Consider the following 20709-nt stretch of genomic DNA (forward strand, 5'->3'; position numbering starts at 1 on the left):
GCCGGGAAGGAACCCGCAGGGAGTAGGGAAGTTCGCGCTGCCCCGGCTCAGGCGCCGGAGGCGTGGCGCCGCAGCCGCACCACCGCCCGGTCGAGGGCGCCCAGGAAGGCGGAGCGGTCCTTCGGGGAAAACGGCTTCGGCCCCCCCGTCACCGCGCCCGCCTCGCGCAGGGACTGCATCAGGTCGCGGGTGGCGAGCGCCATGCCGATCGACGAGTCCGTGAAGGCCTTGCCGTTGGGGGCCAGCACGCTGGCGCCGGCCTTCACGCAGCGGCTCGCCAGCGGCACATCGGCGGTGACCACGATCGCCTGCGGGCCGGCCCGCTCGGCGATCCAGTCGTCGGCGGCGTCGAGCCTGTCGGAGACGACCACGCGCTCGATCCACGGCTCGCGCGGCACGTTCAGGAAGGCATTCGCCACCACCACGACGTGGACGCCGTGGCGCCCGGCGACACGATAGACCTCGTCCTTGACCGGGCAGGCATCGGCGTCGACGTAGATGGTGAGCGGGCCCTGCATCGGATCAGGTGCCGGGGTTGAGGAACAGGCTGTCGAATTCCGGCGGCGCATAGTCCCGGCCGGTGATGTCGGTGATCACGACGTGGTCGTGGCCCTCGGCCTCGAGTTCCTGCGCCTTCTCCAGGGCATCCTCCGGCGAGGTCCGCTGGTGCGAGAGCGGGCCGTTGGCGGTGTGCGCGGTCACGACGAGGTGCATGGTCATCCTTGTTCCGGAAGGTCGCGCCTTATCGCACGATCCCGTGCGCCGCGGCGAGCACCCGGGGGAGGGGAGGGGAGCGCGGCGGCCCGGCCCGGTGGATGGGGGCTTTCTGGCCGGACCGCCGCCCTCGCCACCCGGCGCGACCCGGTGCGGCCCGGCCAGGGTCGCGGATGAGGGTTAACGAGGTGTTGATGGGCAAGGCGCGCGACGGAGGGGCACCCTCCGCCCTCGGCGCAGGGCTGTCCGGGGAAATGCCTTTTAGAGTCAAGCGCGGGACCCCTTCCCGTTTGGGAGAGGGGCCGCGCGCGCTTCTTTCCGCGGACAGCCCTGCACCGAGGGGGGGAGGGCGATACTGGAATCCTCGCCTGTGACCCCGTCAGGCCGCCCTCGCCGCCAATCCATGCCCGGCCCCCGCCAGCGCCGCCTCGTAGACCGCGACGTAGCGGGCCGCGACGCTCGACCAGCGATAGTCGGACAGGTCCTCCGCGCCCCGCGCGACCTCGCCGCGCGCCAGGCGGTCGTAGGCGCCGCGGATCGCCCCGGCGGCCGCCTCGGCATCGGCGAAATCGCACAGCGCGATCAAGGGGTGGCGCTTGGCGAGCCAAGTGAAGGCGTCGTTCGGATGGGCCACCGGGACGAGGCCGGCGCTCAGCGCCTCGATCAGCGCGATGCCGAAGCCCTCATACTGCGAGGCCGAGACGAACAGGCTCGACTGCCCGATCAGGTCGCGGACCGCCGGCACGTCGAGGCCGGCATGGAGCGTGACCGCGCCGGTGAGGCCCATCCGGTCGATGTCGGCGGTGAGCGCCTCGGCGGTGACGTCGGAGGGCACCCCGACGATCCGCAGGCGCCAGTCGGCCCCGTCCGCCTTCAGGGTCCGCATCGCCGCGAGCAGGCGGTCGAGGCGCTTGTTGTGGGCGAAGCGGCCGATCGTCAGGAGGGCGCGGCGTGGCGTGGGCGACGCGGCGCCGGCGAACTTCTCGAGATCGACGCCGTTCTGGATCACCGCGACCCCGTCCGGTGCGATGCTGTCGAACAGCCGGGCGTCGCTCTCGCTGCAGGCGACGACCGCCTCGTAGCCGCGCAGGCTGAGCCGCGTCGGGCCCTCGAACCAGAGCTTCTTCAGGCGCGAATGCGCAGTCGTGTGGAAGAAGCCGCCATGGGTCGTCGCCACCATCGGCCGGCGGTGCAGGGGTTTCGCCAGCGCGAAGGCGTCGAAGAAGAAGTCGATGGCGTGGACGTGGACGATGTCGGCGTCGCCCAGGTGCCGGAACACCGAGGGCGCGACGGGGTAGCGGTGCGAGCCGACGAACGGGATGCGGTCGATGTCGATCCCCTCCAGACGCTCCCGCGTGGGAAGCCGCATCTCCGGCTGCGAGAAGAGCCGGTCGAGGGTCAGCACCCGGACGCGGTGGCCGAGCCGGGCCTGCTCGCGGGCGAGGTTGGCGACGAAATCCTCGAGCCCGCCGCGATTGGGCAGGAACTGGCGGACCACGTGCAGGATCGAGCGGGGCGCGACGGGAGGGATCATGGTCGTCTCAACGCTCGCAGGCAGGTGCGGCCCGGGCCGCGGCCTGGACCGCCGCCACGACCGCGGCATTGGCCCCGGCGGGGTCGAGCTTCAGGTGATAGGTCGGCGGCCACAGCTCGCCGGCGGCCCAGGCGGTCCAGCCGACCCATTGCCGCGGATTGGCGTTGGCGTGCATCAGCACCGCGCGCAGGCGCTCCGGGCAGCCCGCCTGCGCCGAGGCCCCGACCTCGCCGAGGAACGCGCGCTGGCCGTTCCGCGCCAGCCAGCCGGTGAGCCGCTCCATCGCCGCCAGGGCGTCGGCGCCCCGGCTGCACTCGCCCTTGGTGCCGGAATAGTCGGAATCGAGGTACTGGTGGACCTCGAAGGCGACGTTCTTGCCCGGATCGACCGTGCCGAGCATGATCGCGGCGTTGTTCCCGGTCGGCAGGTCGGCGGTCCAGCTATGCGCCCCGGTCCAGCCGGAGCCCGGCACCAGCACCAGTTGCCGGGCCCCCGCCGCCCGGATCGCCGCGATGGCGGCGTTGGAGGCCTCGAGCCAGGCCTTCGCCGGGATGTCGTGCGGCTCGTTCATCAGCCCGAACACCACCGAGGCGTCGCCCCGGAAGTGCCGCGCCAGGCGCCGCCAGACATCGGCGAAGGCCGCCGGTGTCACCGTCGCGCTGTCGATGCGCGCCTGGCCGTAATAGGCGTAGTTGTGCAGGTCGATCACCGTGCGCATCCCGCTGCGGGTCGCGGCCGACACCGCGGCCTCGAGGCGGGCGAGCTCGTCCGGGTCGAGGGGCCCGCGCAGGCTCGGCTGAAGGCGCTCCCAGCGGATCGGCAGCCGCATCGCCGTGAGGCCGAGGGCCGCGAACCGGCCGATCGTCTGGGCGGACGGGTAGAGGTAGTCGAAGCCGTAGCGCCCCGGCACGGTGCCGAACTCGGCCCCGCTGAGGTTGACGCCGCGCAGGCAGGGCGGCGCTGCCGGGCGGGGCGCGGCCGCGGCCGGGGAGACGGCGAGCGCCAGGGAGGCGAGGGCGGCGAGAAGGCGGCGCATGTCACTCCGCCGCCTGGGGCGCGGCGTGGCCGGCCGGCGCCATTCCCCAGGCGCGGCGGGTGAAGAACGCGGTCGCCCGGCTGTCGACGTCCCAGTTCCGGCGCACCCAGCGCGCCAGGACCAGGTTGATGACGATCGTCCAGGCCACGTTCGCCACCGCGACGCCGAGGATGCCGAAGGGCACCGCCACGAGGCAGAGCAGGACCGCGTAGATCGAGAACAAAGCCGCGTTGCTGAGCAGGATATAGCGCTCGCCGCCGCCGATCGTCAGCAGCGAGGCGCCGGGCCCGAAGAACGCCGTGACGACCGAGGACAGGCTGAGCACCATCAGCACGCCGGTATGGGCAGCGAAATCCGGCTTGAACAGGGCCAGCGCGTAGGGCGCACCCACCGCCATCACCACCGCTCCGGCCGACGAGATCGCGAAGCTCGCCAGGGACAGGCGGCCGACCAGGCGTTGCGCGCCAGCGCGGTCGCGAGCCTGGAAGTGGCTCGCGATCATCGGCATGCTGACGGTGTCGATCGCCGCGCTCGGCAGGTTGACGAGCGTCGCGTAGCGCAGGGCCACGAAGTAGAATGCGGCCTGCTCCATGCCGAGCAGCGCCCCGACGATCACGGTCTCGAGATAGGCGGTCACCGCCACCATGACGTTGTTGGCCGTGAACAGCAGGCTCTCGCCGCGCCAGCCCGGCGCTTTTTCCGGATGGCCGAAGCCGCCGCGCCAGGCGTCCCAGCCGTGGTGCCCGGCGAGGTGGCGGATCTGGTAGAGCGTCACCAGGAGCAGGAGCCCGAGCACGATCTCCATCGCGGCGGTCGCGCCCTGAAGCAGGCCGAGGATCGAGGCGCCCCAGAGCAGCACCGAGCAGGCACCGCGCCAGACCACCTCCCGGGGCAGCAGCGCGAGCCAGATCCGGCCGTGGACGCGGAAGTAGCTCTGCAGGTACTCGGAGAGCGCAAACACCGCCGCGAAGGCACAGGCGAGGTGGAGCCGGTGATAGGGGTCGGGCAGGGACTCCTCGGCGAAGAACACCAGCGCGCTCACGCCCAGCATCACGGCGATCGCCACCGCGAGCCAGCCGAGGTTGTAGCGCACCAGCGCGTCGTTGAGCGGCCAGGTGCCGGCCTGCGCCCGATAGTGCTTGAGCACCAGGTTCTGCTGGCCGAACACCGCGATCAGCCCGAGCCCGCTGCCGAGCGAGAACAGGAAGACGTAGACGCCGTACTCGTAGGTGGTGAGGAGCCGGCTCGCGACCAGCAGCAGCACGAAGCCGAGCACCGCGCTCGCGATCCGGGCCACGAAGGCCGAGGCGAATTGCTGCGTGCGGGCCGACCGGCGAAGCCGCGCGACGAGTGTCAGCATCGTGTGCGTCGCCCCTCGATGAGAAAAGAGTCCGCGCCCCGAGCCCGCCTCTCCGTCCCCGGGTAGCAGCCATCCCCTATCGGGACTTTAACGCGACCGCCCGCCTTCCAGCGATCGCCGCAAAATCATCGCGGCCGATGATCCAAGACGACAAGCTGAAGCATTCGTCACGAGCGCGATACGATCTTGCCGGCATCGGCCCAACCCGGCGTTAACCCTGCGCCGAATTAAGGCTGCATCTCTGGCGGGTGTGAGCGCATTCACTGTGCGCGAGGTGCTACGCACCAGTACTTCTTCATCGATCCCGGTGATGGTCTTGCCTCGACACGGATCATCCCCTCCTCTCGGAATCGTGCCATGCCTGACCGCGCCATCGATACGGCGTCCGGAGCTGCGAGCGTCGACCGGCTCGAGCTCGAGGGCGTCTGCGTCAGCGACCTCACCCGCGACGAGCTGTTCGGGCGCCTGCGCGACGCCCTGGAGCGGCGCACGCAGCTGTGCCTCGGCTTCTGCAACGCCAACATGCTGCTGAAGGCCCTGTGCATGCCGGCCTACGCGGCGGCCCTGCGCGGGCTCCTTCTCGTCAGCGACGGCATCGGCATCGATCTGTGCTCGGGCCTGTTCCGCGGCCGCTTCTTCCGCCAGAACCTCAACGGCACCGACCTCGTCCCGGCCTTCCTCTCCGCCGAGACCGCGCCGCGCACGCTCTATCTCCTCGGCGCCAAGCCCGGCATCGCCGCGGCGGCGGCGCGGAACATCGCGCTGCTCACCCCCCAGCACCGGGTCGTCGGCGTCCGGCACGGCTACTTCTCGGCCGAGGAGACCGGCGCGGTCATCGCCGAGATCAACGCCGCCTCGCCCGACATCCTGCTGGTCGCCCTCGGCAACCCGGCCCAGGAGATGTTCATCGCCGAGAACGCGCACCGGATCGACGCGCGCCTGCTGATGGGGATCGGCGCGCTCCTCGACTACACCGCCGGCGCCGCGATCCGGGCACCCGTGGCGTTCCGCCTGGTGCGTCTCGAATGGCTGTTCCGTCTCCTGCGCGAGCCGCGCCGCCTCGGGCGCCGCTACACCGTCGATATCGTGGCCTTCGCCGTCATGATCCTTCGCCTGCGGCTGGCGAGCCTCGCGCGGAGCCGCCCGATCCGCGCGGCGGACGCCCGGTGAGGGAAGGAATCGCGCAGATGCTGACCGACGGCATTCACGACGCGCCGCTTGCAGGCGCCGGACCCCTCGCGAGCCTGCCTCACGCGGCGGGAACCCGCCCCGCTGCGGCGGAGCCGGTTCCGGTCGCGCTCGGCGACGCGTTCGGCTGGTTCACCGCCGGGTCGCGCCGGCGGGGCGTGCTGCTCTGCGGCACCTTCGGGTTCGAGCAGGGGTGCGCCTACCGCTCCTGGCGCGAGCTCGCCGCCCTGATGGCGGCCTCCGGCTGCCCGACCCTGCGCTTCGACTATCCGGGCCAGGGCGATTCCCGCGACCCGCAGGAGGGAGAGATCCCGGCCGCGCTCACGGCGATCCGGGCCGGCATCGCCTTCCTGCGCGAGCGGGCGGGGGCGGAGGAGATCGTCGTCGTCGGGCTTCGCCTCGGCGGCACCCTCGCGGCCCTGGCGGCGGAGGGCGTCGACCGGCTGGTGCTGCTCGCCCCCTTCGCCACCGGCAAGGCCTATCGGCGCGAGATGGCGATGCAAGCCCGCCTCCTCGACGTGATGCCCGACCGCACGCCGATGCCGCAGGAGCCCGACGCGCTCATGGTCGGCAGCTTCCTCCTCGGCCCGCGGACTCTCGCCGACCTCGGCCGGCTCGACCTGATGGCCTCGATGCGCGCGCCTGCGCCGCGGATCCTGATGCTCGGGCCCAAGGTCGAGGCCCTGGCGGAGCGCTACCGGGCGCTCGGGAGCGCGGTCGAGACCGGTCCCTTCCCGGACCTGACGCAGCTCGTCTCCGACCCGCTCTTCTCCCGCACGCCCGACCAGACCTTCGCGCTGGTGCGCGACTTCGCCGTGGCGGAGGCACCGCCGGCCACAAGCGTCGCCGCCCCGGCCTTGCCGGCCTGCCGCCTCGAGGATGCGGAGTGGCGCGAGGAGGTCACGCGCTTCGGCCCCGGCCTCGTCGGCATCCTGTGCCGGCCGGCCGCGGAATGGAGCGGCGACACCGTGCTGGTGGTCAATTCCGGGCGCAACCCGCGGGCCGGGCACGGCCGGCAGACGACGCGGCTCGCCCGGCGGCTCGCCGGAGCCGGCATCGCCTCGTTCCGCTTCGACCTGCGCGGCATCGGCGACAGCGCCGAGCGGCCGGACGGCTCGCTCCCGCTCTACGCGGCGGATTCCGTCGCCGACGTCACCGCGGCCATCGACCATCTCGACGCCCTTCGGCACACGCCCGGCGTCGTCCTGGGCAATTGCAGCGGCGCCTACCAGGCGTTCCAGGCCCTCAGCCGCGATTCACGCCTGCGCGCCGCCGTCCTGCTCAACCTGTACTGCTTCGACCTGAAGCCCGGCACCGACGTCGAGACCATGGTGCGGGACACCTTCCGGCACAGCCAGGGCTACATGGCGCGCGCCCGGCAGGGCCGGTTCTGGCGCCGGATCCTCAGCGGCGAGATCGGACTCGACCGCATCGCCCGCGCGCTCCTGCGCGACGCCGCCGCCCGCCTCGACCGCTGGACGGCCCGGATGCCGTGGCGGACGCTGGGCGGCGGCGTCGTCGACCGGGTGGCCGCCTTACGCCGGCGCGGCGCCCGGATCTGCATGGTCTACAGCGCCGACGACCTCGGCATCCCGACCGTCGCGGCGCATTTCGGCGGCTCGGAGGCGCGGATCGCCCGCCGCCTCGGCTACCCGGTCCAGATCCTGCACGGGACCGACCACAACCTGAGCCGGCCCGCCGACCAGGACCGGGTCTTCGCGATCCTCGAACGGGTGGTGCGCGAGACCGGCCGGGACAACCGGCCGGGCGCCGCCCCCGAGCCGGCGGCGCCGCGGCCGGCTCCGCACCCGGGCGGCCTGACGCTGCGGCTGTCCCGGAGCGGCTGACCTGTCCCGGCCCCTACCCCCGACCCCTGTTCTTCCCGAGCGCGGCGACCCGACGATGAGCCTTGAGCCCGACACGCCCTCCGCCCCTCCGCCGCCGGTCCTGTCGCTCCTCGTCTGCACCAAGGGGCGCTCGGCCCCGCTCGAGCGGCTGTTCGACTCGCTCGCGGCGCAGACCTGCCGCGACTTCGAGGTGGTGCTCGTCGACCAGAACGCGCCGGGCGTGCTCGCGCCGGTCGTCGCGCGCTACCGCGACCGCCTGGCGATCGACCACGTCCGCTCGGCGCCCGGGCTGTCGCGGGCCCGCAACGTGGGCCTTGCCCGCTGCCGCGGCGACCTGATCGCCTTCCCGGACGACGATTGCTGGTACCCGGCCGGTCTGACGGCGGAGGTGGTGCGGCTGTTTTCGCGCCATCCGGAGGCCGATGCCGTCACCGGCCGCACCCTCGACGGCGCGGGCGTCGAGTCGCTCGGCGCGTTCCTCGCCGCCGATCAGCCGGTCGACCGGCGCAACGTGTGGTTTGCCGGCAACTCGAACGCCCTGTTCGTTCGCCGCGCCGCCGCCCGCGCGGTCGGCGGCTTCGACGAGACCCTCGGGGTCGGCGCCCCGACGCCGTTCCGCTCCGGCGAAGAGACCGACTTCCTGCTGCGCCTCCTGGGGCAGGGGAGGGGGATCCTGTTTCGCCACGGCCTTGTCGTCCACCACGACCAGGTCGGCCTCGACGCCAACCGCCACAGGCGCGCCGCCGACTACGCCCGCGGCTTCGGCCGGGTGCTGCGGCTGCACCGCTACGGCCTCGTCTATCTCGGCTTCCGCCTCGCCCGCTTCACCGCGAGCGGCGGCCGCGCGCTCCTGCGCCGGGATGCCGGCACGGCGCTCGACAAGGCGCTGTGGGCGATCGGGACGGTGGCGGGGTATTGCGCGGCGCGGCCGGGTGCGGTCGTGGCCGGGGAGTAGGACCGGATTCCGGTTCACGCCGCACGACGGTGGCCGGCCCCTCCGCCGCGTCAGGGCGAGGGCGGTGCGGGCGCCAGCGAGGCTTGTCATACGGTTCCCGATCGATTGCTTCGGGCGATCCCTGCGAGATCGCTTTCGCTATGCGGAAACCGGCTTCGCTCAACCGTGTGGAGCCGACGGCTCCACCGCCGCGGGCGCGTGATACGAGGTCCGGAAGTGATCGTCCGGATCTCGTATCACGCGCCTTTCGCCGTCTCGGTGACGTCGGCGAGGAGGCGTTCGACGTCGGCCAGGCGCTCGCAAGCGACCTCGACCGCCTGCAAGCGATCAGACAGCATGAACAGCTCGCGTGCATGCGCGTTGACGGTTGCCGCCGAGTAGCCGACCTGAAGGTCGAAGGCACGGCGAACTTTCTCCCAGCCGGTGGTGCATCGCAGGAGACGTGCCGTCTCGCCGAAGGGAAAGCCGCGATCCTGTCCGAACGCCCTGAGGCGTGAGGCCGTGTCGAAATCGGGATCGTAGCTGATCGCGAAAACCCCGATTTCCGCGGTGGTGGCCCGCTCCGAAGCGAGGCGGGCAAGCCCTGCCAGACGGGAGATCGTCAGCGAGCATTTCGCCGGATTCATGCACCGCGTGTAGAAGAACGCGACCAGGCTCGTCCGGCCCTGGACGAGATCGAGCAGCGTGCCCTGCCGCTCGGACTGGTCCTCGACGACGATGCCGCCGAGACGATTCCGACAGAGGGAGAAGGCACGTCTCCCGCGATCCGGCTCCTCGCGGCTGGCCGCGCCGCAGCAGCGACCGGGCGGGTTCTCCAGGATGGCCTGAAGGGCCAGCGCGGACGCGATCTCGTCCCGGGCCGTCCGTGGCGCCCGATCCGGGCAGCATTCCGACGCGTCCAGACGGACGAACTCGTCGCGTGCCGCGATGCGGGCCGATGCGGCGGCGAGCAGGTCCCGGATCTCGGCGTCGACGCGGACGAGGTCGCGGACCGCACGGGCGGCCCCGGCCAGGACGACCGGACTGAAGCTCGTGCGAAGCTCCTCCTTGACGGCGTGGACCGCATCTTCGTCCAGGAGGCGGCTCTCGAGGGAGGCCAGCACGTGCCCCCGAACCCGGTCGGCGTCACCGGCCGAGAGGCCCCGGAAAAGCGGGGCGTTCTGGTGCAGCATCGAGGCCAGGCGCCGGTCGCCCGCGCGGCTCCTCGGGATCGTCCGGATCTGTCCGATCACGTCGTCGATGCTGCGTGGCATCGGCACCCCTCCTCAGGCCTTGGTGTCACCGAGCGTCTTCGACAGCCGAGCGACCGAGGCCTTGAGGGCACGCGATCCCGTCGATGCCCCGAGCGCCAGGACCGACTCGGTGAAGGCCGGGGATTTCAGCCTCGCGGCAACGTCGCTGGTGTGAGCGATCGCCGATACGGCGACCGCCCGCAGCTTGTCGACCTCCTGCTCATCGAGCACCAGGTCCCTGGCGAGCTTCGCGAAGCGGGAGGCCGATGTATTCTTGAGGTTGACCGCCGCGATCTGGCGAAGCTGCGTCCTCTCTTGCTTGTTGGCGGCGATCTCCTCGAATAACGGGATCGATTTGGGATCCACGGCGAGCGCGCGGAGCGCCTGCTCGCGGACCTGGCCGGTGGCATTGGCGGCGAGCCTCCGGAAGAGCGGGATGGCGCTTCCGTGATCGTCCCGCGCCAGGAGTTGAACCGCCTTGGCCGCGGTGACGAGCGGCCTGCGGATCTTCTCGAGCCCCTCGCGAAGCAGGCGTTGCGCCTCCGGATCGTTGGTCAGCGTCAGGCGCTCGAGGGCCGCCGTGCGGATGTCCTTGCTGCGATGGAGCGCGAGGCGCCGCAGGAGTTCGATGAACTCGGCGTGGAAGGGCGCGAACGCTGCAGGCTGGAATTCGGCGGCACCGAGTGTGTTGAGCGCCGAGAGCCGGGGTGCCGGATCGAGCGCGTCGTTCCCGAGGATGTCGAGCAACGTCCGAACGCTCGCCTCGTAGGCCTCCTCGTCGAGCGGCAGCGCGGTGACCATGTCGCGGACCGCTTCCGGTTCGTGCTGCGCCGCCATGGCATGGCTCTCGAGCGCCGCGGGCGCGACGGCCGGGCTGCTCGCCGCCGCGGCCTCGACCTCGACCTCGGACAGGTATTGCTTGCGGAGCTCTTCGATATCAACCGTGTCTTCGATAGCCATCTGGCGGCTCCGGGCCTGGGGCATTGTCGGACGAAGCGGACATCGATCCGTCACGGACAATGCCGAATACTCAACACCCTAGAGCAGCGTCCGATGGCGGCGCGATCGGGCGGATGCTCTAGATCTGAAACGGAACGTCGTCATAGGCGAAGGCGTGGTGGGCTGGCGTCCTGGTTCCGAGATAGTCGATCATCTCCCGGACCTTGGGACTCGCCGGCGGCGCGTCCGTCATCGGCGATTGGGCGAGGCCGCCGCCCGGGGCGGTCGTGGGACGCGGCGGCGCGAGGGGACCGCACCAGGGCCACAGGGCATCCGGGAGATTGTGGCCGGGAGGGAACGTTCCTGCCGCGAAGGAGGCCGGCTTCGCCGGATCGTGGATCTTGGTCGCCCACTGCCATTTCGCCCAGAGGCGATCGACGTTGCAGTGCAGCAGAAAGAAGATCGGGTCGCGCGGTGCCGTGGTCGGGTTCGTGATCCAGCCGGCGACATGACTCATGTGCGCGCGTCCGTGCGGGTTGCCCTGCATCGTGCGAAAGCTCCCGAAACTGGGCGTCGCCGTGCCGCCCAGCGCCAGCGTTTGCTTCTCGCCGAGCACGGAAGGAACGGTGGAGGGGCCGATGCCACGCCCCCGGTCGATGCCGGGTAAGCCGGACGCGACCCATCCCGTCAGCGGATTGCCCGCCGCGAACTGAACCTGGTTCAGCGCATTGGCAACCCCCATGAAAGCACGGGTGAAGACGTTGGGGGCAGCCCGGTCGAAGCGCCAGTAAGGCAGCGTCACTTCCGGATCGATCGCCTGGAGTTCGCGCTCGAAATCGAGCAGGTAGGATCGGTGCCACGGCAGAAACCCCGGCCCGCCATGCGCTTCCGTATCGGGCGGCCCGCCCACGTGCATGTCGCGGAAATCATTGTACCGCCCGGTGCCGGCGCCGTTGAGTGTCGCGAGCGCTGCCAGAAAACGGTCCCGCTCGGCGACGGACAGCGTGTTCGCATCCTTGCGGATGCGCACCATCAGGTCCTGCGTCCCGAGGGTCAGGCCGGATGCCTTGTCGCGAACGACCAGCGAGACATCGCCGTAGCGGCTGCTGGCGGTCGGGAACGCGCCGCCGACCCAGATCGCAACCTCTTGTCCATTCCCCGGCAGCGTCACGTCGATCGTGGGTGAACCGGCATGCGTGAGGTGATCGGCGAAGAGCAGGCTACCACCTGACGCAAGTGTCTTCGCGGATACGGTCACATTGACCGAAGCCGGACCAGGAGATGGCGCGACAAGTTTGAGCATCACCTCGACCGGCCGCCATGTCACGAAGGTTCTGCCTTGCGGGTCGTAACGTGGGAAGGCGATCGCGACATTCACAGCTGCCCCCTGCTTTCTGAACGCCAAGCTCGATGAGAACAACCTGCCGGCGCTGAAATGGCGACTCACACAGGGTCCATGCGGCAACAGCGTCGGTCGAGCCGCCTTGTTTGTATCCTCAGTCGATGACCGGGCCGAACTGGACAGGCTGCTAAACTGCAGGATGCGGTGGAGAAGATCAAGCGCGGGCCCACAGGATTGGCTTCGTCCGAGACCTTGGCTCCACGGTGCCCCGGGCCGCATCGCGGCCCGCGCGCGATCCTCTGCGGCGAGCTTGACCCTCGCCCGGTCGCGCCGCGGGACGATACGGCCCCCGGTCTCCGACGGGCGACGCAGCGGGGTCCATGGCGCAGCACAACCGCTCGCCCGGGACGGTCGAAGGGCCGGGGGTCCTGGTCCTTATCCCGCGCGTGTGAGCGCCGGCGCTCTCACCGCCGCACCGTCACCCCGCAGCAGGAAGTCCGGGATCGCCTCGCCGAACACCGCATCCGCCGCCGCCCGGTCGTCCGCCGCCACGGCGGCGGCGAGCCGGTCGAGCCAGGCCTGAAGCTGGGCGCGATCGGCGAAGACGGGTTTCGCCGCCATGACGCCGTCGATGCCCTCCAGGTTCACCATCGGCTCGTCGCGGGCAAACAGGATCTCGTTCAGGCGCTCGCCCGGGCGGGCACCCGTCACCACCACGTCGATGTCCTCGCCGGGCTCGAAGCCGGCGAGCCGGATCATCCGCTCGGCGAGGTCGCGGATCCGCACCGGCTGGCCCATCTTGAGCACGTAGACGGCGGCACGCTGGTCGCCGGCCCCCGGGGCGCGGGCCTCGCGGTCGGCGTGGGAGGCGGCGGTGAGCACCAGATCCGCCGCCTCGCGCACGGTCATGAAGTAGCGCACCATGTCGGGGTGCGTGAGCGTCACCGGCCCGCCGCGGGCGATCTGCGCCTTGAACACCGGCACCACCGAGCCGACCGACCCCAGCACGTTGCCGAAGCGCACCGCGACGAGGCGGGTCTCGTCGGGCGTTCGCCCGGCATCGAGGGCCTGGGCGTACATCTCGGCGAAGCGCTTGGTGACGCCAAGCTGCGAGACTGGCTCGATCGCCTTGTCGGTGGAGATCATCACCAGGGCCCGGGCGCCTGCCGCCAGCGTCGCGTCCGCGACGTTGACCGAGCCGAAGACGTTGGTCTTGATGCCCTCGCTCCAGTCGCGCTCGAGGTAGGGCACCTGCTTGAGCGCGGCGGCGTGGAAGACGTAGTCGGGCCGGAACTCCTTGAGCACCCGGAACAGCCGGTCGCGGTCGCGGATGTCGGCGATGACGCCGCTCACCTCGGGGCCGGTCAGGCCCGGGCGGGTCAGGACGCCGTGCAGGGCGGGCTCGGAGCTCTCCAGCACCAGGACGGCGCTCGCCCCGAAGGCGACGGCGCGGGCGCAGATCTCGGAGCCGATCGAGCCGCCGCCGCCCGTGACGACGACCCGCTGTCCGGTGAGGAAGTGCTCGAGCCGCGGCCGGTCGATGGCGACGGTCGGGCGCAGGAGCAGGTCCTCGATCTCGATCGGGGCCAGTTCCGCCCCGCGGCCGGCATCCCCTAAGCTCGTCACCCGGGCCAGCGGCAGGCCGAGGCGGCGCGCCCGCGCGATCAGCGCCTCGGGCTCGGCCTCGGGGGCGAGGGCGCTCGGGGTCGCGACGAGGCGGCGGATCGGCACGCCGCGGGCCGCCAGCCCGGCCACCACCTCCTCCAGGTCGGAGACGGCGCCGAGCACCGGCACGCCGCGCATCGTCTGCCCCTGCTCCTCGGCCCGGGGCGAGAGGATGCCCTTCGGGTCGAGCTTGCGCACGGCGCCCGACTCGATCGCGCGGAGCACCACCTCGATGTCGTGGCCGCGGCCGACGAGCAGCGTCGGCGTGCTGGCGGCGCGCGCCGCGCTCTGGCGCGAGCGGCTGTACTTCAGGTAGCGGAACGCGAGCCGCGGCCCGCCGAGCAGGAAGACCTGCAGGACGAAGTACAGCCCGATGGCGATCTTGCCGAAGAAATAGATGCCGAACAGCACCGGCGAGACCAGCACGTAATCGAGCACCAGCAGCAGCAGCGTGAGGACCGCCACCGCGCGCACGATGTTGGCGAGGTCCGGCAGCGAGGCGAAGCGCCACTTGGTCCGGTAGAGCCCGAAGGCGCGGTAGACCAGGCCGGCGCAGGCCACGAAGGGCGGCAGCAGCACCGGCAGGTGGGCGACCCGCTCGGCGAGCAGCGGCCCGTCGAAGCGGATGACGAAGGTGAGGAGCACGGCGAGGGCCGTCGCCACGAGGTCGTGGGCGATGATCGTCGCGGTCTTGAGGATCTGTCTGCGCATCGGGAGCCGGCCGCGGTATCGGCCGGGGCCCCCGCGGTGTCAACGCGGGGCGGTTTCCGCGCCTTTGCCGCGGCCCGAGGATTTGCCAAATGGCGGCGCTCCGCCATCTGGGCATACAGTCAGGGAGCATCGCGGGTGCGCGGTGCCCGAGAGGGAGTTCCCCGCGCCGCATGCCCAGCCTCGCCTTCTACGGCTCCAGCCTGCTCTCCGCCTACTGGAACGGCGCCGCCACCTACTATCGCGGCCTGATCCGCGACCTCGCCGGCCGGGGCTGGCGGACCACCTTCTACGAGCCCGACGCCTTCGAGCGCCAGCAGCACCGGGACATCGACCCGCCGGACTGGGCCGAGGTGGTCGTCTATCCCGCCACCGAGGCGGCGGCACGGGGCGTGATCGCCGAGGCGGCGCGGGCCGACGTGGTGGTGAAGGCCTCCGGCGTCGGGGTCTTCGACGACCTGCTGCTCGAAGGGCTGGCGAAGGCCGCCCGGCCGGACGCGGTGCGGCTGTTCTGGGACGTCGATGCGCCGGCCACCCTCGCCGAGATCGGCGCGTCGCCCGACCACCCGTTGCGCCGGGCCCTGCCGGACCTGGACCTCGTCCTCACCTATGGCGGCGGGCCGCCGGTGGTGGCGGCCTACCGGGGCTTCGGGGCCAGGGATTGCGTGCCGATCTACAACGCCCTCGATCCCGACACCCACCACCCGGTGCCGGCGCAGGAGCGCTTTTCCGCCGACCTCGCCTTCCTGGGCAACCGCCTGCCGGACCGGGAGGCGCGGGTGGAGGAATTCTTCCTGCAACCTGCCGCAAGCCTGCCGAAGCGGCGCTTCCTCATCGGCGGCAACGGCTGGGAGTGGCGGTCACTTCCCGACAACGTGCGCCGGATCGGCCACGTGCCGACGGCGGACCACAACGCCTTCAACACCTCGCCGCGGGCCGTGCTGAACATCGCCCGCGACTCGATGGCCGCCACCGGCTGGTCGCCCGCGACCCGGGTGTTCGAAGCCGCCGGCGCCGGCGCCTGCCTGATCACCGACGCCTGGACCGGCCTCGAGATGTTCCTGACGGACGGCGAGGAGGTGCTGGTCGCCCGCGACGGGCGCGACGTCGCCGCCCATGTCGAGGCGCTCACCGAGGCGCGGGCCCGCGCCATCGGCGAAGCCGCGCGCCGGCGCATCCTCAGCCAGCACACCTATGCGCGGCGCGGCGCCGAGGTCGACGCGCTCCTGCGCCGGGCGCTGTCTGCGCGGCGCGTCGGGGCACCCGCGTGAGCCGGCCCCTCGATCTCGTGGTGATCGGCCTCAGCCTGTCCTCGTCCTGGGGCAACGGCCACGCCACCACCTACCGGGCGCTGCTCCGGGCCTTCGCAGGCAGAGGCCACCGGGTGACGTTCCTGGAGCGCGACGTGCCCTGGTACGCCGCCCACCGCGACCTCGCGGAACCCGGCTATTGCGACCTCGTGCTCTACCGCGACCTCGCCGAACTCGCCGACCTGATGCCGCGGGTGCGCGCGGCCGATGCCGTGATGGTCGGCTCCTACGTGCCGGACGGGGTCGCGGTCGGCAAGATGGCGATCCGGGCCGCGCACCGGGCGGGCGCCGTCGCGGCCTTCTACGACATCGACACGCCGGTGACGCTCGCCAAGCTCGCCCGCGCCGACCACGAGTACCTGACGCCGGACCTGATCCGGTCTTACGACCTCTACCTGTCCTTCACCGGCGGCCCGACCCTGGCGCGGCTCGAGCGCGAGCACGGCGCCCCGATGGCCCGGGCGCTCTACTGCTCGGTCGACCCCGAGCATTACGCGCCCCGGGGAGGACCGCTCCGCTACGACCTGAGCTATCTCGGCACCTACAGCCCCGACCGGCAGCCGACCCTGGAGCGGCTGCTGATCGAGCCCGCCCGCCGGGCGCCGCACCTCAGCTTCGCGGTCGCCGGGCCGCAATACCCGGACGGGATCGACTGGCCGGAGAACGTCGCGCGCCTCGACCATGTCGGGCCAGGCGACCACCCGGCCTTCTACGCCGCCAGCCGCTACACCCTGAACGTGACCCGGGCCGACATGATCGCGGCCGGCTACAGCCCGAGCGTGCGCCTGTTCGAGGCCGCCGCCTGCGGCACGCCGCTGATCTCCGATGCCTGGAACGGGCTCGACACCGTGCTCGCGCCCGGCCGCGAGATCCTGGTGGCGGACGGGCCCGACGCGGTCCTGGCTATCCTGACCGGCCGCGACGAAGCCGCGCGGACGGCGCTGGCGGACGCGGCGCGCGACCGGGTGCTCGCCCGCCATACCGCCGCCTGCCGGGCGGCGGAGCTCGAAATCTCCCTGCGGGAGGCAGGGGCTGGCGGCGCCCGTGCCGCACCCTAAAATACTTACACCCTGTATCGCAACGAGGGGCGGCGCGCCGCGTTGTGTGCGGGTGCGACCGGGAACAAAGATCCCGGATTCGTGAGGTGCCGGACCGGCGCCCTGGGAGGGTCCGTCCCGACCAGCCGAGCCGAGAAGAGGATCGACCGCATGAGACACCGCGAGAGCACGCTCGTCCTGGTCGCCGGCGGGGCGGGGTTCCTGGGGTCTCACCTGTGCGATCGCTTGCTCGCGGAAGGCCACGAGGTCGTCTGCCTCGATCATTTCGGCACCGGCCGGCGGCGCAACCTGCGCCACCTCGAGCGCGAGCCGCGCTTCGACGTCGTCACCCACGACGTCGTCCAGCCCCTGCCCGCGCGCCTGCGGCGCCAGCGCTTCGCCCGGATCTACAACCTCGCCTGCCCGGCCTCGCCGCCGCATTACCAGGCCGACCCGGAGCACACGCTGCTGACCAGCGTGCTCGGCACCCGCCACCTGCTTCTGGCCGCCGAGGAATCGGGCGCGCGCCTGCTCCAGGCCTCGACCTCCGAGATCTACGGCGACCCGGAGATGCATCCGCAGCAGGAGGGCTACTGGGGCCACGTGAACCCGACGGGCCCGCGCGCCTGCTACGACGAGGGCAAGAGGGCGGCCGAGACGCTCTGCGCCGATTACGCCCGGGCCGGCCGGGCGGCGGTGCGGGTGGCGCGGATCTTCAACACCTACGGGCCGCGGATGCGGGCCGATGACGGGCGGGTGGTCTCGAACGTGATCTGCCAGGCGCTCGCCGGCGACGACATCACGGTCTACGGCGACGGGTCGCAGACCCGCTCGTTCTGCTACGTCGACGACCTGATCGACGGCCTCTGGCGCCTGATGGAGCACGAGACGCCGGCCCGCGACATCGGCGCGGTCAATCTCGGCAACCCGGTCGAGCTGACCGTGTCGGACCTGGTGGACCGCGTGGTCGCCATGACCGGCTCTCCTTCGGCGGTGGTCCACCACCCGCTGCCGGTCGACGACCCGCGCCGGCGCCGGCCCGACATCACCCGCGCCGGCGAGATCCTGGGCTGGGCCCCGCGCGTGCCCCTGGAGCAGGGCCTGCGCGCCACGGTGACGTGGTTCTCCGACGAGGCCGAGGACGGCCCGCGGGCAAGCCTGCAGGCGGTGACCGCGCCGGCGGCGGTGGCCTGAGGCGCCGGCCCCGCGTTGCAGGGCCGCCCGGCACTGGCTAAGCCGGGCCCGACCTCGCGCGGGAGCCCTCTTGCCATGCAGACCTTCGACTCGGACGGCGTGCCGATCGCCTATATCGACGTCGCCCCGAAGGAGGGCGCGGGCGAGCCGATCCTGCTGATCCACGGCTTCGCGTCGAACCACATCGTCAACTGGGTCAACACCTCCTGGGTGCGCAGCCTCACGGGAGCCGGGCGGCGGGTGATCGCCCTCGACAACCGCGGGCACGGCCGCAGCGGCAAGCTCTACGAGCCGGAGGCCTACGCCTCCGACCTGATGGCGGAGGATGCCCGCCGGCTTCTCGACCACCTCGCGATCCCCCGCGCCGACGTGATGGGCTACTCGATGGGCGCGCGGATCACCGCCTTCCTGGCGCTCAGCCATCCCGACCGGGTCCGCTCGGCGCTGCTCGGGGGCTTGGGGCTCCACCTCGTCGAGGGGCGGGGGCTGCCGGCCGGCATCTCGGAGGCGATGGAGGCCCCCTCCCGCGACGCCATCGCCGATCCGACCGCGCGCATGTTCCGGGTCTTCGCCGAGCAGACCGGCAGCGACCTGCGGGCCCTCGCCGCCTGCATGCGCGGCTCGCGCCAGACCCTGTCGCGGGCGGAGGTCGCCCAGATCGAGGTGCCGGTCCTCGTGGCGGTCGGCACCACCGACACGGTGGCGGGCTCAGGGCCCGCGCTCGCCGCCCTGATCCCGGACGCGAAGGCTCTCGAGATCCCTAACCGCGACCACAACCTCGCGGTCGGCGACAAGGTCCACAAGGCCGGCGTGCTGGAGTTCCTCGACGCGCGGCCCTGACGCAGAGTGACCTGCGGGATTGCGCCGGACGGTCCACCGGGTCATTCTGCCGTCCGGTGAGTCGTCCGCGAAACCGGGCCCGTCAACCCGGTCTCCCGGCACGATTCCACCCCGATAAATTGTGCACGAATAAATCATGAAGGCCGCATAGCGCGGTCCGCCGCGGCCCGGGGAACCGGGAGCGGCAGGCCGCCGGAGCGGTGCTCGCCGTGCATCAGGGAGGGAGGAGACCATGTCGCAAGACGCCAACAAGGACCTGGCCCGCGCCTATTTCACCGCCTTCCTCGCGCGGGACGAGGCGTGGTGGCAACGGCACATCGCGCCGGACTTCGTCCGCCACGATCCCGGCCTCGACTTCACGGTGCGGGGCCCCGAGGGCGTGCGCCGGCTCGGCGAGGTGCTGCACGGCGGCTTCTCCGAGATGGAGCTGCCGATCGACGAGGTCATCGCCGAGGGCGGGAAGGTGCTGGTCCGGCTGCGATTCAAGGGCCGCCACACCGGGGACCTGATGGGCCTTCCCGCGAGCCACCGTCGCGTCGAGATCGGCGTCATGGACCTGTTCCACATCGTCGACGGGCGGCTCGTCGAGCACTGGGCGCTCCTCGACAATCTCGGCCTGCTCAGGCAGGTCGGCGCCGTCCCGGGCTGAACCGCCACCCTCGTCACCGTCGATCAGGCCGCCAGCCGGGAGATGTTTCGCATGTCAGCGCACGCCATCATCCTGCATCACTACCCCTTCTCTCCTTACGCCGAGAAAGTGCGCCTCGCCCTCGGGCTCAAGGGACTCGACTGGGGCTCGGTCGAGGTCGCGGTCATGCCGCCGCGCCCGCTCCTCGATCCGCTCACCGGCGGCTACCGCCGCATCCCGGTGCTGCAGGTCGGGGCCGACATCTACTGCGACACCAACGCGATCCTGCCCGCCCTGGAGCGCCTGCATCCCGAGCCGAGCCTGTATCCGGGCCTGAATTCCGGGCTCGCCAAGGCCCTGAGCTTCGGCCTCGAGCGCGACCTCTGGCTCGCGGTCATCGGCGTGCTGGTGCACCACATGGGCGATCTCCCGGAGGCGTTCCTGCGCGACCGCAAGGACGATTACCTCTACGTCGACATCAGCCGCGGCGCGATGGAGCCGGATTTCGCCCGCAACGCCCAGCGGGTCGGGGCCTGGATCGCCTGGCTCGCCGAGGCGCTCGCGGACGGCCGCGGCTTCCTCGGCGGCGACCGGGCCGGTGCGGTCGACCTCGCCCACTATCACCTGCTCTCGCTGATGCGGAGCGTCGCGGATCCCGCACCGGTCGACCGGCTGCTCGGCCTCGCGCCGATCCTCGGCTGGTACGCGCGGGTCAAGGGGCTCGGCCACGGCCGGCCGCACGCCCTGACGGCCGAGGAGGCGCTGGCGGCGGCGCGGGCGGCCGAGCCGGCGCCGATCGACAGCGCGAACGCGGTGCCGGACCTGATCGGCATCGCGCCGGGCGAGCCCGTGACGGTGACGCCGGACGACTTCGCCCGCGTGCCGGTCCAGGGCCGGCTCGTCGCCATCGAGGCCGGCCGCATCGTCATCCGCCGCGACGATCCGGATCTCGGCGCGCTGCACCTGCACTTCCCGCGCGCCGGCTTCGTCGTCGCGGCGGGCTGAGGGCATCCGTCGGACTCGCCACGGCGATCGTAACCATCTCGTCGCCCCGGGGCCACGCACCGGACTCCGGGTTCCACCTATCCTTGACGACGCCGAACGAAGCGGATCGCGGGCAACGGCCTTCCACGTTACACGACATTGTGGGCTTGATCGCAGCGTCGGTCTTTCCCACCCA

18 protein-coding genes are annotated in these 20709 nt (G+C 71.9%); 9 read left to right on the forward strand and 9 right to left on the reverse strand.

The window, feature by feature from the left end:
* Positions 1-47: 47 nt before the first annotated feature.
* The 5 genes from EU555_RS08705 to EU555_RS08725 all read right to left on the reverse strand — a co-directional run bounded on the left by EU555_RS08705 (position 48) and on the right by EU555_RS08725 (position 4644).
* The gene (locus EU555_RS08705; RefSeq protein WP_135414272.1) at positions 48-518 is read right to left on the reverse strand and encodes a YaiI/YqxD family protein; all 471 of its coding nucleotides are present in this window, start codon (positions 516-518) and stop codon (positions 48-50) included.
* A gap of 4 nt (positions 519-522) precedes the next feature.
* Positions 523-720, reverse strand: a complete 198-nt coding sequence (locus EU555_RS08710) for a hypothetical protein (protein ID WP_135414273.1) — start codon at positions 718-720, stop codon at positions 523-525.
* 373 nt (positions 721-1093) lie between these two features.
* Positions 1094-2248 carry a glycosyltransferase family 4 protein gene (locus EU555_RS08715; RefSeq protein WP_135414274.1) on the reverse strand — a complete coding sequence of 385 codons (1155 nt, stop codon included), beginning with the start codon at positions 2246-2248 and terminating at the stop codon, positions 1094-1096.
* 7 nt (positions 2249-2255) lie between these two features.
* Positions 2256-3284, reverse strand: coding sequence for a glycoside hydrolase family 5 protein (locus EU555_RS08720; protein WP_135414275.1), 1029 nt, complete (start codon positions 3282-3284; stop codon positions 2256-2258).
* Between the two features lies 1 nt (position 3285).
* A complete protein-coding gene (locus EU555_RS08725; protein WP_135414276.1) occupies positions 3286-4644 on the reverse strand; it encodes a lipopolysaccharide biosynthesis protein in 1359 nt (452 codons plus the stop codon).
* 357 nt (positions 4645-5001) lie between these two features.
* Between EU555_RS08725 and EU555_RS08730 the strand changes: the two genes are divergently transcribed.
* From EU555_RS08730 to EU555_RS08740, 3 genes are read left to right on the forward strand one after another with little or no spacing between them, the layout of a single operon-like run.
* Complete coding sequence (locus EU555_RS08730; protein ID WP_135414277.1) at positions 5002-5814, forward strand: WecB/TagA/CpsF family glycosyltransferase; 813 nt, start codon at positions 5002-5004, stop codon at positions 5812-5814.
* Positions 5815-5831: 17 nt separating this feature from the next.
* Positions 5832-7679, forward strand: coding sequence for an alpha/beta fold hydrolase (locus EU555_RS08735; RefSeq protein WP_135414278.1), 1848 nt, complete (start codon positions 5832-5834; stop codon positions 7677-7679).
* A gap of 55 nt (positions 7680-7734) precedes the next feature.
* Entirely contained in the window at positions 7735-8634 is a 900-nt protein-coding gene (locus tag EU555_RS08740; protein WP_135414279.1) for a glycosyltransferase family 2 protein, read from the forward strand.
* A gap of 236 nt (positions 8635-8870) precedes the next feature.
* Here the strand turns inward: EU555_RS08740 and EU555_RS08745 are convergent, their stop codons facing one another.
* The 4 genes from EU555_RS08745 to EU555_RS08760 form a co-directional block, all read right to left on the reverse strand.
* Positions 8871-9887 carry an SCO family protein gene (locus tag EU555_RS08745; RefSeq protein ID WP_135414280.1) on the reverse strand — a complete coding sequence of 339 codons (1017 nt, stop codon included), beginning with the start codon at positions 9885-9887 and terminating at the stop codon, positions 8871-8873.
* A 12-nt stretch (positions 9888-9899) separates the two neighbouring features.
* A complete protein-coding gene (locus tag EU555_RS08750) occupies positions 9900-10850 on the reverse strand; it encodes a hypothetical protein (RefSeq protein WP_135414281.1) in 951 nt (316 codons plus the stop codon).
* A 94-nt stretch (positions 10851-10944) separates the two neighbouring features.
* Positions 10945-12183 (reverse strand): tyrosinase family protein, encoded by a 1239-nt coding sequence (locus EU555_RS08755; RefSeq protein WP_205820844.1) that lies wholly within the window; start codon positions 12181-12183, stop codon positions 10945-10947.
* Positions 12184-12582: 399 nt separating this feature from the next.
* On the reverse strand, positions 12583-14523 hold the full coding sequence (locus tag EU555_RS08760; protein ID WP_135414282.1) for an SDR family NAD(P)-dependent oxidoreductase: 1941 nt from the start codon (positions 14521-14523) through the stop codon (positions 12583-12585).
* Between the two features lie 170 nt (positions 14524-14693).
* On the opposite strand from EU555_RS08760, the gene EU555_RS08765 reads away from it, so the two are divergent.
* The 6 genes from EU555_RS08765 (at position 14694) to EU555_RS08790 (ending at position 20534) form a co-directional block, all read left to right on the forward strand.
* Positions 14694-15791, forward strand: a complete 1098-nt coding sequence (locus EU555_RS08765) for a CgeB family protein (protein WP_135414283.1) — start codon at positions 14694-14696, stop codon at positions 15789-15791.
* Positions 15788-16888: a CgeB family protein gene (locus EU555_RS08770; protein WP_135414284.1), complete on the forward strand. Its 1101-nt coding sequence runs from the start codon at positions 15788-15790 to the stop codon at positions 16886-16888. The genes EU555_RS08765 and EU555_RS08770 overlap by 4 nt, the downstream gene beginning before the upstream one ends.
* 150 nt (positions 16889-17038) lie before the next feature.
* On the forward strand, positions 17039-18061 hold the full coding sequence (locus EU555_RS08775; protein ID WP_135414285.1) for a UDP-glucuronic acid decarboxylase family protein: 1023 nt from the start codon (positions 17039-17041) through the stop codon (positions 18059-18061).
* Positions 18062-18136: 75 nt separating this feature from the next.
* Positions 18137-18901, forward strand: a complete 765-nt coding sequence (locus EU555_RS08780; protein ID WP_135414286.1) for an alpha/beta fold hydrolase — start codon at positions 18137-18139, stop codon at positions 18899-18901.
* Positions 18902-19133: 232 nt separating this feature from the next.
* A complete protein-coding gene (locus EU555_RS08785) occupies positions 19134-19550 on the forward strand; it encodes an ester cyclase (protein ID WP_135414287.1) in 417 nt (138 codons plus the stop codon).
* A gap of 51 nt (positions 19551-19601) precedes the next feature.
* Positions 19602-20534, forward strand: a complete 933-nt coding sequence (locus EU555_RS08790; RefSeq protein ID WP_135414288.1) for a glutathione S-transferase family protein — start codon at positions 19602-19604, stop codon at positions 20532-20534.
* Positions 20535-20709: the final 175 nt, after the last annotated feature.

Source organism: Methylobacterium nonmethylotrophicum, assembly GCF_004745635.1.
Lineage (GTDB): Bacteria > Pseudomonadota > Alphaproteobacteria > Rhizobiales > Beijerinckiaceae > Methylobacterium > Methylobacterium nonmethylotrophicum.

Coding starts and splice junctions, on each gene's coding strand:
- EU555_RS08705 (WP_135414272.1), bottom strand. CDS start 518: ATGCAGGGCCCGCTCACCATCTACGTCGACGCCGATGCCTGCCCGGTC.
- EU555_RS08710 (WP_135414273.1), bottom strand. CDS start 720: ATGACCATGCACCTCGTCGTGACCGCGCACACCGCCAACGGCCCGCTC.
- EU555_RS08715 (WP_135414274.1), bottom strand. CDS start 2,248: ATGATCCCTCCCGTCGCGCCCCGCTCGATCCTGCACGTGGTCCGCCAG.
- EU555_RS08720 (WP_135414275.1), bottom strand. CDS start 3,284: ATGCGCCGCCTTCTCGCCGCCCTCGCCTCCCTGGCGCTCGCCGTCTCC.
- EU555_RS08725 (WP_135414276.1), bottom strand. CDS start 4,644: ATGCTGACACTCGTCGCGCGGCTTCGCCGGTCGGCCCGCACGCAGCAA.
- EU555_RS08730 (WP_135414277.1), top strand. CDS start 5,002: ATGCCTGACCGCGCCATCGATACGGCGTCCGGAGCTGCGAGCGTCGAC.
- EU555_RS08735 (WP_135414278.1), top strand. CDS start 5,832: ATGCTGACCGACGGCATTCACGACGCGCCGCTTGCAGGCGCCGGACCC.
- EU555_RS08740 (WP_135414279.1), top strand. CDS start 7,735: ATGAGCCTTGAGCCCGACACGCCCTCCGCCCCTCCGCCGCCGGTCCTG.
- EU555_RS08745 (WP_135414280.1), bottom strand. CDS start 9,887: ATGCCACGCAGCATCGACGACGTGATCGGACAGATCCGGACGATCCCG.
- EU555_RS08750 (WP_135414281.1), bottom strand. CDS start 10,850: ATGCCCCAGGCCCGGAGCCGCCAGATGGCTATCGAAGACACGGTTGAT.
- EU555_RS08760 (WP_135414282.1), bottom strand. CDS start 14,523: ATGCGCAGACAGATCCTCAAGACCGCGACGATCATCGCCCACGACCTC.
- EU555_RS08765 (WP_135414283.1), top strand. CDS start 14,694: ATGCCCAGCCTCGCCTTCTACGGCTCCAGCCTGCTCTCCGCCTACTGG.
- EU555_RS08775 (WP_135414285.1), top strand. CDS start 17,039: ATGAGACACCGCGAGAGCACGCTCGTCCTGGTCGCCGGCGGGGCGGGG.
- EU555_RS08780 (WP_135414286.1), top strand. CDS start 18,137: ATGCAGACCTTCGACTCGGACGGCGTGCCGATCGCCTATATCGACGTC.
- EU555_RS08785 (WP_135414287.1), top strand. CDS start 19,134: ATGTCGCAAGACGCCAACAAGGACCTGGCCCGCGCCTATTTCACCGCC.
- EU555_RS08790 (WP_135414288.1), top strand. CDS start 19,602: ATGTCAGCGCACGCCATCATCCTGCATCACTACCCCTTCTCTCCTTAC.